This is a genomic window from Serpentinimonas barnesii, assembly GCF_000696225.1.
GTDB lineage: Bacteria > Pseudomonadota > Gammaproteobacteria > Burkholderiales > Burkholderiaceae_C > Serpentinimonas > Serpentinimonas barnesii.
In genome coordinates this window covers 178,152-193,941 of the sequence record NZ_BAWN01000015.1, presented here as the reverse complement: position 1 = coordinate 193,941, position 15,790 = coordinate 178,152, and the positions used below count along the sequence as shown (strand labels likewise).

Annotated in this window: 15 protein-coding genes; 9 read left to right on the top strand and 6 right to left on the bottom strand. The window is 67.5% G+C overall.

All coding sequences use genetic code 11. The annotated features are described in order from the left end of the window. Positions 1–76: 76 nt before the first annotated feature. The 9 genes from lepA (at position 77) to nagZ (ending at position 8,467) form a co-directional block, all read left to right on the top strand. Complete coding sequence (gene lepA, locus SRAH_RS05920) at positions 77–1,888, top strand: translation elongation factor 4 (protein ID WP_029462431.1); 1,812 nt, start codon at positions 77–79, stop codon at positions 1,886–1,888. Positions 1,889–1,902: 14 nt separating this feature from the next. Next, positions 1,903–2,868 carry a signal peptidase I gene (gene lepB / locus SRAH_RS05915; protein ID WP_029462430.1) on the top strand — a complete coding sequence of 322 codons (966 nt, stop codon included), beginning with the start codon at positions 1,903–1,905 and terminating at the stop codon, positions 2,866–2,868. Positions 2,869–2,979: 111 nt separating this feature from the next. Beyond that, complete coding sequence (locus tag SRAH_RS05910) at positions 2,980–3,270, top strand: DUF4845 domain-containing protein (protein WP_439645540.1); 291 nt, start codon at positions 2,980–2,982, stop codon at positions 3,268–3,270. After that, positions 3,270–3,980 carry a ribonuclease III gene (gene rnc, locus SRAH_RS05905; protein ID WP_045476316.1) on the top strand — a complete coding sequence of 237 codons (711 nt, stop codon included), beginning with the start codon at positions 3,270–3,272 and terminating at the stop codon, positions 3,978–3,980. Before SRAH_RS05910 ends, rnc begins: the two co-directional genes overlap by 1 nt. A 62-nt stretch (positions 3,981–4,042) precedes the next feature. Further along, positions 4,043–5,089 carry a GTPase Era gene (gene era, locus SRAH_RS05900; RefSeq protein WP_082210087.1) on the top strand — a complete coding sequence of 349 codons (1,047 nt, stop codon included), beginning with the start codon at positions 4,043–4,045 and terminating at the stop codon, positions 5,087–5,089. Between the two features lie 127 nt (positions 5,090–5,216). Continuing rightward, positions 5,217–5,999 (top strand): DNA repair protein RecO, encoded by a 783-nt coding sequence (gene recO / locus SRAH_RS05895; protein WP_029462426.1) that lies wholly within the window; start codon positions 5,217–5,219, stop codon positions 5,997–5,999. 145 nt (positions 6,000–6,144) lie between these two features. Next, a complete protein-coding gene (locus tag SRAH_RS05890) occupies positions 6,145–6,972 on the top strand; it encodes a pyridoxine 5'-phosphate synthase (RefSeq protein WP_029462425.1) in 828 nt (275 codons plus the stop codon). After that, complete coding sequence (gene acpS, locus SRAH_RS05885) at positions 6,969–7,364, top strand: holo-ACP synthase (RefSeq protein ID WP_029462424.1); 396 nt, start codon at positions 6,969–6,971, stop codon at positions 7,362–7,364. The genes SRAH_RS05890 and acpS overlap by 4 nt, the downstream gene beginning before the upstream one ends. After that, positions 7,361–8,467 (top strand): beta-N-acetylhexosaminidase, encoded by a 1,107-nt coding sequence (gene nagZ, locus SRAH_RS05880; protein ID WP_029462423.1) that lies wholly within the window; start codon positions 7,361–7,363, stop codon positions 8,465–8,467. The genes acpS and nagZ overlap by 4 nt, the downstream gene beginning before the upstream one ends. Before the next feature lie 7 nt (positions 8,468–8,474). On the opposite strand, the gene accD is transcribed toward nagZ, so the two are convergent. The 6 genes from accD to SRAH_RS05850 all read right to left on the bottom strand — a co-directional run bounded on the left by accD (position 8,475) and on the right by SRAH_RS05850 (position 15,604). Continuing rightward, positions 8,475–9,353 carry an acetyl-CoA carboxylase, carboxyltransferase subunit beta gene (gene accD / locus SRAH_RS05875; protein ID WP_029462422.1) on the bottom strand — a complete coding sequence of 293 codons (879 nt, stop codon included), beginning with the start codon at positions 9,351–9,353 and terminating at the stop codon, positions 8,475–8,477. Between the two features lie 41 nt (positions 9,354–9,394). Beyond that, positions 9,395–10,222 carry a tryptophan synthase subunit alpha gene (trpA, locus tag SRAH_RS05870; RefSeq protein WP_029462421.1) on the bottom strand — a complete coding sequence of 276 codons (828 nt, stop codon included), beginning with the start codon at positions 10,220–10,222 and terminating at the stop codon, positions 9,395–9,397. Between the two features lie 11 nt (positions 10,223–10,233). Further along, on the bottom strand, positions 10,234–11,475 hold the full coding sequence (gene trpB, locus SRAH_RS05865) for a tryptophan synthase subunit beta (protein WP_045476314.1): 1,242 nt from the start codon (positions 11,473–11,475) through the stop codon (positions 10,234–10,236). Between the two features lie 73 nt (positions 11,476–11,548). After that, positions 11,549–12,220, bottom strand: coding sequence for a phosphoribosylanthranilate isomerase (locus SRAH_RS05860; protein ID WP_029462419.1), 672 nt, complete (start codon positions 12,218–12,220; stop codon positions 11,549–11,551). Between the two features lie 28 nt (positions 12,221–12,248). Further along, complete coding sequence (truA, locus tag SRAH_RS05855; protein ID WP_029462418.1) at positions 12,249–13,034, bottom strand: tRNA pseudouridine(38-40) synthase TruA; 786 nt, start codon at positions 13,032–13,034, stop codon at positions 12,249–12,251. Between the two features lie 32 nt (positions 13,035–13,066). After that, on the bottom strand, positions 13,067–15,604 hold the full coding sequence (locus tag SRAH_RS05850; RefSeq protein WP_045476373.1) for a FimV/HubP family polar landmark protein: 2,538 nt from the start codon (positions 15,602–15,604) through the stop codon (positions 13,067–13,069). Between the last annotated feature and the right edge of the window lie 186 nt (positions 15,605–15,790).

Below are 15,790 nucleotides of genomic sequence, written 5' to 3'. Positions count from 1 at the left end.
TGGCGGGTTGACCTGCTGGTTTTAGCGCAGGCCTCGGGTGCGCCCGCCAGTGCGCACCCGTTCAGTTTTCTCCCCCATGAAGCACATCCGCAACTTCTCCATCATCGCCCACATCGACCACGGCAAGAGCACGCTGGCCGATCGCTTGATTTCGCGCTGCGGTGGGCTGAGCGATCGCGAAATGAGCGCGCAGGTGCTCGACTCGATGGACTTGGAGAAAGAGCGCGGCATCACCATCAAGGCGCAGACGGCGGCGCTGCAGTACACCGCCCGCGACGGCCAGACCTACAACCTGAACCTGATCGACACCCCCGGCCACGTCGATTTCTCCTACGAAGTGAGCCGCTCCCTGAGCGCCTGCGAAGGGGCCTTGCTGGTGGTCGATGCCAGCCAAGGGGTGGAGGCGCAAACGGTGGCCAACTGCTACACCGCGCTCGAGCTCGGCGTGGAGGTGCTGCCGGTGCTCAACAAAATGGATTTGCCGCAAGCCGACCCAGATTCGGCGCGGCAAGAGATTGAAGACGTGATTGGCATCGACGCCACCGACGCCATTCCCTGCTCGGCCAAAACCGGCATGGGCATAGACGACATCCTAGAGCTGGTGGTGGCCAAGGTGCCGCCGCCGCGTGGCCAGCCCGATGCGGCGCTGCGCGCCATGATCATCGACTCGTGGTTTGACAACTACGTTGGGGTGGTGATGCTGGTGCGCGTGGTCGATGGACGCCTCAACCGCGGCGACCGCATCAAACTCATGGCCACCGAGGCCGTTTACAGCTGCGAGAAGCTGGGCGTTTTCACCCCCAGCAACGTGCCGCGCGAGGCGCTGCGCGCCGGCGAGGTGGGCTACGTGATCGCGGGCATCCGCGAGCTCAAGGCGGCCAAGGTAGGCGACACGCTCACCGCCATCAAGAGCAGCAGCGGGGCCAATTTGCAACTGGCCACCGAGGCGCTGCCGGGCTTCAAGGAAATCCAGCCGCAGGTCTTTGCCGGCCTGTACCCGAGCGAAGCCAGCGAGTACGAGGAGCTGCGCGACGCGCTCGAAAAACTGCAACTCAACGACGCCGCGCTGCACTACGAGCCCGAAGTCTCGCAGGCGTTGGGCTTTGGCTTTCGCTGCGGTTTTCTGGGGCTGCTGCACATGGAGATCGTGCAAGAGCGGCTGGAGCGCGAGTTCGACCAAGACCTCATCACCACCGCGCCCAGCGTGGTCTATCAGGTGCTGCGCGGCGACGGCGAGCTGCTGGAAGTGGAAAATCCGGCCAAAATGCCCGAAGTCGGGCGCATCCAGGAAATCCGCGAGCCCATCGTCACCGTGCACCTGTACATGCCGCAGGAATACGTGGGCGCGGTGATGACGCTGGCGAACCAGAAGCGCGGCGTGCAACAAAACATGGCCTACCACGGCAAGCAGGTCATGCTCACCTACGAGCTGCCGCTGGGCGAGATCGTGCTCGACTTTTTCGACAAGCTCAAGTCGGTGAGCCGTGGCTATGCCAGCATGGACTACGAGTTCAAAGAGTACCGCCCCTCCGACGTGGTCAAGGTGGACATCATGCTCAACGGCGACAAGGTTGATGCGCTCTCGATCATCGTGCACCGCAGCCAGTCGCAGTTTCGGGCGCGCGCGGTGGTGGCCAAGATGCGCGAGATCATCAGCCGCCAGCAGTTCGATGTGGCCATCCAGGCCGCCATCGGGGCCAACATCATTGCCCGCGAAACGGTCAAGGCGCTGCGCAAAAACGTGATCGCCAAGTGCTACGGCGGCGACATTTCGCGCAAGCGCAAGCTGCTGGACAAACAAAAAGCGGGCAAAAAACGCATGAAACAGATTGGATCGGTCGAGGTGCCGCAAGAGGCGTTTTTGGCCATTTTGCAGGTGGACGAATGAGCCGCGAATCGGGCATGGCCGCCCTCACCGGGGTGGTGCTGGCCGGCTTTGGCGGCTATGGGCTGGCCTGGTACCTGGGGCTGGTGCAGGGCAATTTTTCGCTGCTGCTGTTTCTCGCCACGGTGGTGACCGGGGCCTACTGGGTGGCCGAGCGCTGGCATTTCTTGCCGCTGCGCCGTGCCGCCGCGCAGCAACTGGCCGAGCAGCAGCGCCAGCGCGAGGCCGAGTGGGCGCGCCTAGGAATCAAGGGCGACGCGGTCGATATCCAGGAGGCGCAGCACAAGCTGCTGCTGCAACCGTGGTGGCTGGACTGGACCGCCGGGCTGTTTCCGGTGATCCTGATCGTTTTTCTGCTGCGCTCCTTTTTGTTCGAGCCCTTCAAAATCCCATCGGGCTCGATGCTGCCCACGCTGCATGTGGGCGACCTGATTTTGGTGAACAAATTTCACTATGGTGTGCGCCTGCCGGTGATCCACACCAAAATCCTGTCCAACAACGCCCCCGAGCGCGGCGATGTGATGGTGTTTCGCTTCCCGCCGCAGCCCAATCTGGACTACATCAAGCGCGTGGTGGCCGTGCCGGGCGACGAGGTGGCTTTCCTTGACAAGCGCCTGAGCATCAACGGGGTCGAAGTGCCGCGCCAGCCGCTGCCGCAGTTCTACGACCCGGACTCGATGCGCCACTCGCTGCAGTACGCCGAATCCATCAGCGGCCGCACGGTGCGCACCCTGATCGACCCGAGCCTGCCAGCCTTCATCCCCGGTGCGGCTGATTTTCCGCACCGCGATCTGTGCCGCTACAGCATTGAAGGCGTGGTCTGCACCGTGCCGGACGGGCACTTCTTCGTGTTGGGTGACAACCGCGACAACTCGCTCGATTCGCGCTACTGGGGCTTTGTGCCCGAAGCCAATATCGTCGGCAAGGCCTTCTTTGTTTGGATGAATTTTGGCGATTTGGGCCGCATCGGGGCTTTTGAGTGATGCAATGCGGTTGCAATTGATTAAGATGCCCGGATTCACATCAATCGGAGCTCGCACATGAAGCGTCAGCAGCGTGGGATCAGTTTCTTGGGCATTGTGCTCATTGGCATTGTGGTGGCCGCGCTGGGCGTGCTGGCGGCGCGGGTCGCGCCCACGGTGATCGAATACCAGTCGGTGTTGCGTGCCATGAAGCACGCCGTCGAAACCGGCCAGACCCCACTCGAGGTGCGCACGGCCTTTGAGCGGTCGCGCACGGTGGGCTATTTCGACGCCGTGACCGGCTCCGATCTGGTCATCACGCGCGACAACGAGCGCCTGCTGGTGGAGTTTGCCTACCAAGAGGAAATCCACCTGTTTGGGCCGGCCTATCTCGTGCTCAAATACCAGGGCCGCAGCCACTGATGCGACCTGCCGACGTGGGTGGGGCGGCGCGTGAACCCCTGCTGGCCTTGCAGGCTCGCTTGGGGCACCGCTTTGCCGACCCCGCGCTGCTGCTGCGCGCCCTCACGCACCGCAGCTTTGCCGCCGAGCACAACGAACGGCTCGAACTGCTGGGCGACTCGGTGCTCAACTTGGCCGTGACCGCCCTGCTGTACCAGCGCCTAGACAGCCACAACGAGGGCGAACTGTCGCGCACGCGCGCCAATCTGGTCCGGCAAGAGACGCTGCACCGGCTGGCGCTCGAGCTCGGCCTGCCCGAGCTGCTGCGCCTGGGCGAGGGTGAATCCCGCTCCGGGGGGCGCCAGCGCCCCTCGATCTTGGCCGATGCGCTGGAGGCGCTGCTCGGGGCGGTCTATCTGGACGCCGGTTTTGCCCCCGCAGAAGCGCTGGTGCGCCGCCTGTACGCCGGCATCGACCTGCGCCCGGGCCAGAGCGCGCACGGCAAAGACGCCAAAACCGCCTTGCAGGAATGGCTGCAAGGGCGCAAAATGAAGCTGCCGCTCTACACCGTGGTGGCCACGCTGGGGCAGGCGCATGTGCAGACCTTCGAGGTGCAGTGCCAAATCAGCGAAACCGGCCAAAGCGTGCGTGGCACAGGCAGTTCGCGCCGCGCCGCCGAACAAGCCGCCGCCGCGCAGATGCTGCAACAACTCCAGAACGATACCCCATGACTGCACGCAAATCCCCCACTGGCGCCACGCCCGCGCCCCAAAGCCCCGACGAACTCGAGGCCATGCTGGCGCAGGCCTTGGGCAAGCTGCCTGGCAAGGCGGGTGCACCGGCCGGTGACGAGGCACTGGGCACGCCTGAGCCTGTAGCCGAGGAGGGTGCTGTGCAGGGTGCTGCAACAGGCGCGGGGCCGGGAGTGGCTGCCAGTGTGCCAGCCAGCACCCCAGAAGGGCCGCGCCGCTGCGGGCTGGTGGCCATCGTCGGGAGGCCCAATGTGGGCAAATCGACCCTGCTCAACGCGCTGGTGGGGCAAAAGGTGAGCATCACCTCGGCCAAGGCGCAGACCACGCGGCACCGCATCACCGGTGTGCTCACGCAAGGGGCGAGCCAGTTTGTGTTCGTCGACACCCCCGGTTTCCAGACCCGGCACAGCAACGCGCTCAACCGCAGCCTGAACAAAACCGTGCTCGGCACCTTGCCCGATGTCGATCTGATCGTGTTTGTGGTCGAAGCCGGGCGCTTTGGCCCAGCCGATGCGCAGGTGCTGGCGCTGCTGCCGCCGCAGGTGCCCACGCTGCTGCTGGCCAATAAGCTCGACGCCGTGCAGAGCCGCGCCGAGTTGGCGCCGTGGCTGTTGCAAATGCAGCAGCGCCGCGCCTATGCCGAGTACGTGCCCATGTCGGCCAAGAGCCCGCGCGATGTGCAGCGCCTGCTGGCGATCGTGGAAAAATACCTGCCGCAGCAGGAATGGCTGCACGACGCCGACGCCCTGACCGACCGCAGCGAGCGCTTCATGGCGGCCGAAATGGTGCGCGAAAAGCTGTTTCGGCTCACCGGCGACGAGCTGCCCTACACCAGCACGGTGCAGATCGACCAGTTCACGCAAGAGGGCGAATTGCGCCGCATCGCCGCCACCATCGTGGTCGAGCGCGAGGGCCACAAGGGCATGGTGATCGGCGAGGGTGGCGAAAAGCTCAAGCGCATCGGCAGCGAGGCGCGCCAAGAGCTGGAAAAGCTCTGGGGCGGCAAGGTGTTTTTGCAACTGTGGGTCAAGGTGCGCTCGGGCTGGGCCGACAACGAGGCGCGCGTGCGCTCCTTTGGTTACGAGTGATGAAGCGGTGGGAGCGAGCCCCCACGCTGCGCCGCTGCGCGGCTTGCTGCCCCCCGAGGGGGAGCGAATTCAGCTTGGGGCGGCCCGGCGCTGAGTTCGTGGCCCCCACGCTGCGCCGCAGACGCTCATGAACAAGCGGGTGCACGAGGAGCCGGCCTTTGTGCTGCAGCGCCACGACTGGAGCGAATCCAGCCTGATTTTGGAGGTGTTTAGCCGCCACCACGGGCGCGTGGCGCTGGTGGCCAAGGGGGTGAAACGCCCGACCTCGCAGTTTCGCTCGGTGCTGCTGGCGCTGCTGCCGCTGCACCTGAGCTGGGGCGGTGCCACCGAGGTGCGCACGCTCAAGGCTGCGCAGTGGCAGGGCGGGCAGTTGCTGCCACCGGGCGAGGCCTTGCTGGCGGGTTATTACCTCAACGAACTGTTGCTCAAGCTGCTGGCGCGCGAAGACCCGCACCCGACGCTGTACGACCACTACGCGCAGGCGCTGGCCTTGTTGGCCGCCGCAGCACCGCAGGCGGGGGTGCTGCGCGCCTTCGAGCTGCTGCTGCTGCGCGAGCTGGGCTGGTTGCCCGCGCTGGAGCAAGACGCCGCCAGCCTGCAGCCGCTGCGCCCCGAGGCGCGCTACCAGTTGCAGGTGCAGGGCGGCTTGCGAGAGGTGCCAGACACTGCGGGTGATGGCGAAGCGGCGGCCTGCAGCGCGGACTATTGGCTGGCGCTGCACGCTGCCTTGCAGCAGGGCTCGGTCTGGCCCAGCTTGCTGCCCCTGTGCCAGCAAGACCGCAGCGGGGCCTTGCGGCGCCAGCTGCGTGCCGCCTTGCACTACCATAGCGGGGTGCGCGAGTTCCAGACGCGGCGCTGGGCGCAGCAGGTGCAGCGCTTCGTGGGCAGCCGCGCGGTGGTGCCGGTCTGAATTGGCCCTCGGGCTGGATCGGCACCGCGCTGCGGCCTGCCCTGAAGCGAATCCGAATCCGAAGCCGACCCAGAATCCGACCCGAATCTGACTCCAAGCCCGCTCGCCTAGCCTTAACCCCATCGCCTTGCCGGCCCCATTGCTCATGCCACCTGCTGCCGATTTTGCCCCCCGCTGCGCCTTGTCGGTCAACCTCAACAAGGTGGCACTGCTGCGCAACAGCCGCCATCTGGGCATCCCCAGCGTGTGCCGCGCCGCGCAAGCCTGCCTGGAAGCTGGGGCGCAAGGCATCACCGTACACCCAAGGCCCGACGAGCGCCACATCCGCCTGCACGATGTGTTCGATCTGGCCGAGCTGCTGCAGCACTGGCCGCAGCGCGAATACAACATCGAAGGCAACCCCTTACACAACCTGCTTGATGTGGCGCGCCAGGTGCGCGCACGCGGCCTGCCGCTGCACCAGCTCACCTTCGTGCCCGACAGCGTGGGCCAGTTCACCAGCGACCACGGTTGGAACTTCCCCGCCGATGCCGAGCGCTTGCGCCCACTGATCGAGCAGGCGCTGGCGCTGGGGGTGCGCGTGAGCCTGTTCATGGATGCCGACGACCCGGAGCAGATGGCGGCGGCACGCGCCGTGGGGGCGCAGCGGGTGGAGCTTTACACCGAGCCCTATGCGGCGGCGTATGCGGCAGCGTATGCGGCAGGGGAGGGGGCCGGGGCAGCCCTGGAGGCGCAATTGCAGCGCTACGCCGCCGCCGCGCAGGCCGCGCACGCCGCCGGGCTGGCGGTGAACGCCGGGCACGACCTCAACCGCGCCAACCTCGGGCCTTTTTTGCGCGCCTTGCCGCCGGTGGCCGAGGTTTCGATTGGGCACGCCCTGATCGCCGACGCGCTCGAACTCGGCTACAGCGCCACGGTGCGGGGCTATCTGGCGGCCATTGCCAGCGGCAGCCAAGACCACCCCGCGCCATGATCTTTGGCATCGGCACCGACGTGTGCGACATCCGGCGCATGCGCGCCGCGCTGCAGCGCCACGGCGAGCGCCTGCCCCAGCGCGTGCTGGGCGCGCAAGAGCTGCCCATCTGGCAGCAGCGCTGCGCACGCAGCCCCGAGCGCGGTCTGCGCTACTTGGCCACGCGCTTTAGCGCCAAGGAAGCCTTCAGCAAAGCCATCGGCTTGGGGCTGCGCCAGCCCATGAGCTGGCGCGCCTGCGAAATCCTCAACCTGCCCAGCGGCGCACCCACGCTGCACCTGCACGGCAGCTTGCTGCTGTGGTTCGAGTCCCGTGGGCTGCGCGCCCACATCAGCCTCAGCGATGAGAGCGACTATGCCACCAGCTTTGTGGTGGTGGAGCAAAACCCATGATGCAACACGCCCCCCTGATCATCGACGTGGCCGGCACCGGCCTGAGCAAAACCGACAAACGCCGCCTCGCGCACCCCCTGGTGGGCGGCATCATCCTGTTTGGCCGCAACTGGGAGAGCCGCGCCCAACTGAGCAAGTTGTGCCGCCAGATCAAAAAAGTGCGCCCCGATCTGCTGATTTGCGTCGATCACGAAGGTGGGCGGGTGCAGCGCTTTCGCAGCGATGGCTTTACGCACCTGCCGCCCATGCGCGCCCTGGGGCAGATGTGGCTGGGCGAGACTGAGCCAAGGCCAGGCGCAGCGTCTGATCTGCCGGGCGCCGCCGCACTCGCCGCCTGCCGCGCCGCCACCGCCTGCGGCTACGTGTTGGCGGCCGAGTTGCGCGCCTGCGGGGTGGACTTGAGCTTCACCCCGGTGCTGGACCTCGATTACGGCGGCAGCGCCGTGATCGGCGACCGCGCCCTGGCGGGCGATGCGCGCATCGTGAGTGTGCTGGCGCAGGCGCTCATGCACGGCCTGTTGCAAGCGGGCATGCGCAACTGCGGCAAACACTTTCCTGGGCACGGCTACGTGGCGGCCGATTCGCACCTCGAAATCCCGCTCGATCCGCGCAGCCTGGGCGCTATTTTGGCCGCCGACGCTGCGCCCTATGGCTGGTTGCAGGCCAGCCTAGACGCCGTCATGCCCGCGCACGTGGTCTATGCGCAGATCGACAGCCGCCCGGCCGGTTTTTCGGCGCGCTGGATCGAGGGCATTTTGCGCCAGCATTTGGGCTTTGGCGGCGCCGTGTTCAGCGACGACCTGAGCATGGCCGGGGCGCGCCGCCTCGACGGGCGCGAGCTGGGCTACACCGAAGCCGCGCTGGTGGCGCTGCAAGCCGGCTGCGACCTGGTGCTGCTGTGCAACCAGAGCGTGGTCGAGGGCGGCGATCCCATCGACGAGTTGATCGACGGCCTGAGCCAAGCCCAGCTTGAAGGCCGCTGGCAGCCCAGCGGCTTGGGCGAGCAGCGCCGCCTCGATTTGCTGCCCGCTGCCGCCGCGCCCGATTGGGACGAGCTGATGCGCAGCCCGCGCTATATGCAGGCGCTGGCCTTGCTGCCCTAGCTGTGCCTTAGCTGCTCAGCACCGCGTCCGCGCTCTGGCGCTGCAGCATGGCCAGCACATTGGCCACGGTGGGGCGCAGCTCGCGCCGGTCGCAAATAAGGTCCAAGGCACCTTTGCCGAGCAAAAATTCGGCGCGCTGAAAGCCCTCCGGCAGCTTGACGCGCACCGTGCTTTCGATCACGCGCGGCCCGGCAAAGCCGATCAGCGCCTTGGGTTCGGCGATCACCACGTCGCCCACAAAGGCAAAACCGGCGCTCACCCCGCCCATGGTCGGGTCGGTCAGCACGCTGATATAGGGCAGGCCCTTTTTGGCCAGCCGCGTCAGGGCGGCGTTGGTCTTGGCCATTTGCAGCAGGCTGAGCAGCCCCTCTTGCATGCGCGCCCCGCCGGTGGCGGTGAAGCAGACGAAGGGCACTTTTTGCTCGATCGCCGCCTCCACCCCGCGCACAAAGCGCTCGCCCACAACCGAGCCCATCGAGCCGCCCATGAACTCGAACTCGAAGCAGGCCGCGACCAGGTCGATGCCCTGCACCGAGCCGCCGATCACGATCAGGGCGTCGGTCTCGCCGGTGTGCTCCAGCGCCTCTTTGAGCCGCTCCGGGTATTTGCGGCTGTCTTTGAACTTGAGCGCATCGACCGGCAGCACCTCTTGCCCGATTTCGTAGCGGCCTTCTGCGTCCAGGAAGGCGTTCAGGCGCGCCCGGGCGCCAATGCGGTGGTGGTGCGCGCAGTGCGGGCAGACGTTGAGGTTTCTTTCCAGGTCGCTCTTGTAGAGCACGGCCTCGCAACTGGGGCACTTGAGCCACAGCCCCTCGGGCATGCTGCGGCGCTCGGCCGGGTCGGCGCGCTTGATTTTGGGCGGGAGCAGTTTTTCGAGCCAGGACATGCGGACTTTCCTTGCTGGGTGGAGGCAAACAACGGCGCTGATTATCCCTGATTGCCCTTCAAGCCATCCAGCGCCAGCCGCAGCTCGGCCATGAAGGCGCGCGCCACGGCCTCGGTCTGGCCGGGTGCGGCGGCGTCGAGCAACTGGATCAGGCGGGTGCCGATCACCACGGCGTCGGCGCTGCGGCCCACGGCGCAGGCGCTGGCGGCATCGCGGATGCCAAAGCCCACGCCCACGGGGATGTGCACGTGGCGACGAATGCGCGGCAGCATCGCTTCCACGGCGGCGGTGTCGAGGTGCCCGGCCCCGGTCACGCCCTTGAGCGAGACGTAATAGACGTAGCCGCTGGCCACGCGCCCGACTTCGGCCATGCGCGCCTCGCTGCTGGTGGGGGCCAGCAGAAAGATCAGGTCCAGCCCCTGGGCTTTGAGCTCGGCGGCAAATTGCTGGCACTCCTCGGGCGGGTAATCGACGATCAGCACCCCATCCACCCCGGCGGCGGCGGCGTCGCGCGCAAAGGAGCCGGCACCGTGCTTGATCTGGTAGCGCTCAACCGGATTCGCGTAGCCCATCAGCACCACCGGGGTGTGGGGGTCGTGGGTGCGAAAGGCGCGCACCATGGCCAGCACCTGCGCCAGCCCGACGCCGGCGCGCAGCGCGCGTTCACCGGCTTGCTGGATCACCGGGCCGTCGGCCATGGGGTCGGAAAAGGGCACCCCAAGCTCGATGATGTCGGCACCGCCCTGCACCAGCGCGTGCATCAGCGCCGGGGTGCAGTCGGCCTGCGGAAAACCCGCCGTCACGTAGGGGATGAGCGCTTTGCGCTGCTGCGCTTGCAGGCGCGCGAAGGTGGCTGGGATGCGGCTCAAGGGGGTGCGACTCATACCGTGACTCCTGCCAGTTCGGCCACGGTGCCGAGGTCTTTGTCGCCACGGCCCGAGAGGTTGACCAAAATCGATTGATCGGCTCGCATAGTGGGGGCGAGCGCGAAGGCGTAGGCCAGCGCGTGGCTGGATTCGAGCGCCGGGATGATGCCCTCGCGGCGGCACAGGCGGTGAAAGGCGGCCAGCGCTTGCTCATCGGTGACGCCCACGTATTCGGCGCGGCCGCTGTCTTTGAGCCAAGCGTGCTCGGGCCCGACGCCGGGGTAGTCCAGCCCGGCGCTGACGCTGTGCGTTTCGACGATCTGGCCGTCTTCGTCTTGCAGCACGTAGGTGCGGTTGCCGTGCAGCACGCCGGGCAGGCCCTTTTGCAGCGAGGCGGAGTGGCGCCCGCTCTCCAGCCCGTCTCCGGCGGCCTCGACGCCGATCAGGCGTGTTTGCGGGTGCTCCAGGTAGGGGTGAAAAATCCCCATCGCGTTGCTGCCGCCGCCGACGCAGGCCAGCACCACATCGGGCTGCAATTCGGCCCCGTTGCCGGGCAGGCCGAGTTCGGCCAGCAGGGCGGGCATTTGTTGCAGGCATTCCTCGCCGATGACGCGCTGGAAATCGCGCACCATCATCGGGTAGGGATGCGGCCCGGCGACGGTGCCGATGATGTAGAAGGTGCGCTCCACGTTCGTGACCCAGTCGCGCATGGCTTCGTTGAGCGCATCCTTGAGGGTCTGGCTGCCAGACGTGACGGGCACCACGGTGGCGCCGAGCAGCTTCATGCGATAGACGTTGGGCATCTGGCGCTTGAGGTCTTCGGCGCCCATATAGACCACGCATTCGAGCCCGTAGCGGGCGCAGATGGTGGCGGTGGCCACGCCGTGCTGGCCGGCGCCGGTCTCGGCGATGATGCGCGGCTTGCCCATGCGCCGCGCCAGCATGGCCTGGCCGATCACGTTGTTGATCTTGTGCGCGCCGGTGTGGTTGAGGTCTTCGCGCTTGAGAAAGATCTGCGCCCCGCCCAGCTCGCGGCTGCTGCGCGCGGCGTGGTAAATGGGCGAGGGGCGGCCGACGAAGTGCGCCAGCTCGTAGTGGAATTCGCGCAGGAACTCGGGGTCGTGCTGGTAGTGCGCGTAGGCGGAGCGCAGCTCGGCCAGGGCGTGCGTGAGGGTTTCGCTGACAAAGCTGCCGCCATAGGGGCCGAAGTGGCCGCTGGGGTCGGGCTGCTGGTAGAGGGGTGGGGCGGTGGACATGGTGCTTGGTTGTGTAGGGGCGGCGGGTCGGCCTCGGGGTGGGCCGGCCGGGGCAAGGTTGGGCAGGAGCGGGTCAGGCTGCGGCCGCGTCGGCCAAGCGCACGGCGGCGATGAAGCGCTCGATCAGTTCGGGGCATTTGATGCCGCGCGCGGCTTCCACGCCCGAGCTCACATCAACCGCCCACGGGCGCAGCAGGCGCACGCCATCGGCCACGTTTGCAGGTGTGAGCCCACCAGACAAAACGAGGCGAGAGCTGGCGTTTAGTGCGGGGTGTGACCAATTGAAGGCTGTCCAGTCGAAGGCGTGGCCGGCGCCGCCATAGCCCGGCACCTGGGCGTCGAGCAGCAGCGCTTGCGCGCCGGCGTGTTGCTGGGCGTATTCTAGGAGATCGAAGCGCGCCGCGTCGGCGCCCAGCGGAATGCGCGCCGCACGCAGATAGGGCCGCCCCTGAGCCAGCGCTTGGCACTGGGCGGGGGTTTCGTCACCATGAAACTGCAACAGCGCCTGCGGCACCGCCGCCAGCCCCGCCTGCACCTCGGCCGCGCTCGGATTCACGAACAACAGCACCGGCATGACGAAGGAGGGCAGCAGCCGCGCCAGCTCGCCCGCTTGCGCGGGAGTGAGGGCGCGCGCACTGGGCGGGTAGAGCACGAAGCCCACGGCGTCGGCCCCGGCGGCGGCAGCGTGGCGCAGGTCGGCGGCTCGCGTGAGGCCACAGATTTTGATGCGGGTGCGGTGGGGCATGGCGGGCAATGGCTTGATGAGCGCGGGTCTAGGGCAGCCAGTCCAGCCCCGGCACCTGGCTCGGCAGGCCCCAGTGCGGGGCATAGACCGGGCCGAGGAAGTACAACCCATCGGGGGCGAAGGTGGGGGCGGCGACGGCGCGGCTGCGCGCTGCCAGCACGGCGGCAATCCACTCCGGCGGGTGCAGGCCTTGGCCGACGGCCAGCAGACAGCCCATGAGGTTGCGCACCATGTGGTGCAAAAAGGCGTCGGCCTCGAACTCGAAGCGCCAGTAGGCTCCGTGGCGCGAAATGTCGAGCCGCCGCAGGTGCTTGACGGGGCTGAGCGCCTGGCAACTGGAGGCGCGAAAGCTGGTGAAGTCGTGCCGGCCCAGCAGGTGCGCCGCCGCCGCTTGCAAGGCGGGCAGCGACAGCGGCCTAAACACCCAGCCGGCGCGGCCGTGCTCCAGGCTGGGGCGCACGGGCGATTCGAGCAGCACATACACATAGCGGCGCGCCAGCGCACTGGCACGGGCGTGGAAGGCATCGGGCACCGGCTGCGCCCACTGGATGGCGATGTCGGGCGGCAGGTAGCGGTTGCAGCCGCGCACCCAAGCGTGCAGCGGGCGCTCGATCGGGGTGTCGAAATGCACCACTTGCATCAGGGCGTGCACGCCGGCATCGGTGCGGCCGGCGCACAGGGTGCTCACGGCCGGGGTGGCGGTGAAGGCGGCCAGCGCCGCCTGCAGGCGGTCTTGCACCGTCTGGCCGCCGGTCTGGCTCTGCCAGCCTTGGTAGGCGCTGCCGCAGTAGCTGATGCCAAGCGCGAGGCGCAAAGTGCGTGGGCCTTCCGAGAGGGGGTCTGGCTTTAGCCGATGCGCGCCAAGAAGGCCCGCGCCTGCTCTTTCAGCGCCCCGGTGGCTTCTTGCTCGACTTCTTGCGCCAGCGAGCGCGCCCCGTCGGTGTCACCAATGGCATCGAACTCTTGTGCCAGCGACAACTTGGTCTCCAAGGGGTCGGCTCCTTGTGTGTCGAGGCCGAGGTCGAGGTCGAGGTCGAGCGACAAGTCCTTCAGGCTGGCAGGGAGTGGGTCGGAAGCCGCTGTTTGCTCGGGAGCGGGTGCAGGCGCTGAAGCGGGCGGCTGGGGCGCGGGTGCATCGAAATCGCTCAGGTCGAGATCGAAGTCGAGCCCCTGCGGCGCGGATGCAGCAGCAGGAGGCGGAGGCGCCGCCTCGCTGGTCGCGGTGGGGCTGGGTGCGGGTGCAGAGGAGGGAGCGGGTTCGAGGTCGAAATCGAAGTCGATGGCTTGTTCGGCTTGGGTGGTGGGTTTGCGCTGGCCCATCAGCAGGGCATCCAACTCGTCGTTCGCGGCAGTTGCCGCCGGCTGCGGTTCAGGGGCAGGATCGGCGGTTTGCTCAGCAGCCGGTGTGGCAGGAGGCGGTGGGGGTTCCAAATCCAGATTGATGTCGGGCAAAACCGAACCGGTCGCACCGGACATGGCACTGGAGGGGGCCCATTGGTAGAGGGGGTTGTCGGGGTCGAGCAGCAGCCCGGCCTCGCGCGCCTGATCCCAGGCGTCGCCTGTGCCGCCACTGACCAGATGCAGCACCTTGGCAGCGTCGTTGAAGGCGGCCACATCGCGCCGCTGGCCATAGATTTCCAGCAGCTTGAGGTGCACGGGTTGGCGTTCGGGGTGCAGGCGGATGGCTTCGACCAGGATGTCTTCGGCTTGCTTTTCGCGGCCGTAGGCCAGGTACACCTCGGCTTCGGCCACCGGATCGACGTCTCCACCGGCATCGAGCTGGCTGGGCGAGTACATCATCGAAGTGGCCGGAGCCTCGGTATCGGGGTGTCTCGACGGGTCGTGTTCTGTGTCCAGCGCCTGCGGATCGTCCCGGTCGTCCAAGGCGCCCCGCTCTTGCTGGCGCCGGCTGCGCATGCGTGCGGCCAACAAGCCCAGCAACAGCAGGGCGGCGGCCCCTCCGGCGACGGGCAGCGCCAGCGGGTGGGTGGTGAGGGTCTGCACCAAACTGGGTGCAGCGGCTTCTGCCAAGGGGGGGGCTGGCGGGGCCGGCGGCTCGGCTGCCGGTGCCGGGGGAGCCGGCGGTGCGACTGCGGCCGCCACCTCAACGGTCGGCCCTGTGGGCGGAACAGCGGTTTCAGGTGCAACCGGGGCAGCGGTGGCTGCCGGGGCCGTGGTGGCAGCCGCTGGGGCGGGTGAGGTGGCAGCGGCCAGCGCAGCCTGGCGCAGGCGTTCGAGCTCTTGCAGATTGCGCTCGAGCTCGGCGGCTTGCTGCTGTGCAGCCTGCTGTTGCCGCGCTTGGGCCAGTTGGTCGGCAGCGGTGTCGGGCAGGGTGCCGCGCTCCAGCGTCAAACGGTCTTGCGCCGTGGCAGCAGGCCGCGGGTCGGCGACCTCGGCTTGCACCGCGCCGGCTGCAGCACGGGTGGCTTCAGGCGCCACTTGGGCGGGCGCCAATGCCGCCAAGCGACGCCGGAACTCGTTGAAGTCGCGGCTGTGGGCCTGCACAATGCGGCGCGCCTCGGGGGCCGGGGTGGCGCTGGCGGCTTGGGCATCGGGCAAATCGAGCACGACCCCGGCACGCAGCCGGTTGACGTTGGCGCCCATGAAGGCGTCGGGGTTGGCTTGCAGCAGCGCCACCAGCATTTGGTCGAGCGAGACCCCAGCCGGCAGGTGGGCCTGAGCAATGCGACCCGCCGTATCGCCACGGCGCACCGTAACGGACTCGGGTGCGGGTGCGCGCACGGCAGCCGGGGGCGCTTGGGTGGGTGGAGTCGTGGGTGCAGCGGCCGCTCGCGGGGGGGCGGCGGGGGGCAGTGGTACCGCCGGACGCACTTGCGTTACCGTGGGAACGGGCGCAGGCGTCGGTGGGGCTGGTATTTGAGGCGCCACCACGGCAGCAACCGGCGGCAGCGGTTCGGTGGCAGGGCGCAGGTTGGGCGGGTCGAACAACAGCGTGTAGCCGCGCAGCAACTGCCCGTTGGCCCAATTGGCTTGCACCAGCAAGTCGAGGAAGGGTTCGGTGATGGCGGTGTTGCTGCTTAGGCGCAACACGCTGCGCCCGTCGGGCAGAACGACCAGCCGAAACTGCACGTCGTTGAGGGCTGGATTGAAGCTCAAGTTGAGCGCTTGGAAGCGCTCCGGTGCCGCCACACTGGCTTGCAAGGTTGCCGCATCTTGGGCAGACAATTGGGGCAATTCAATTTCCGCGCGCAGCGGTTGCCCCAGCTGCGACTGAACCGTCACCCGCCCCAGCGCCACGGCCCACGCCTGGCTTGCCGACACCGTGAGGGCGGCCGCGATTGCGACCGCGCTCACCAACGGGCGCCAGCGCAGCCGCTGGTTGGTGTGGGGAGTCTTGCTGCTGGCTAGGGTTTTGGGTCCCATGGGGTGCAATTTGGAAGGGTAGTAAGGCACAAACACCTCTGGCATTTGCAAAGCCATTTGACCATAACATCAAGCGCTTGCATTGACAAGCTCAGATTCAGCCTGAATCCGTGCGGAAGCCCGGTTGCGGTCAAATGAGGCGCTGATCGTTGCATCGGAGCAACAAACCGTCGATCATTCAACCGC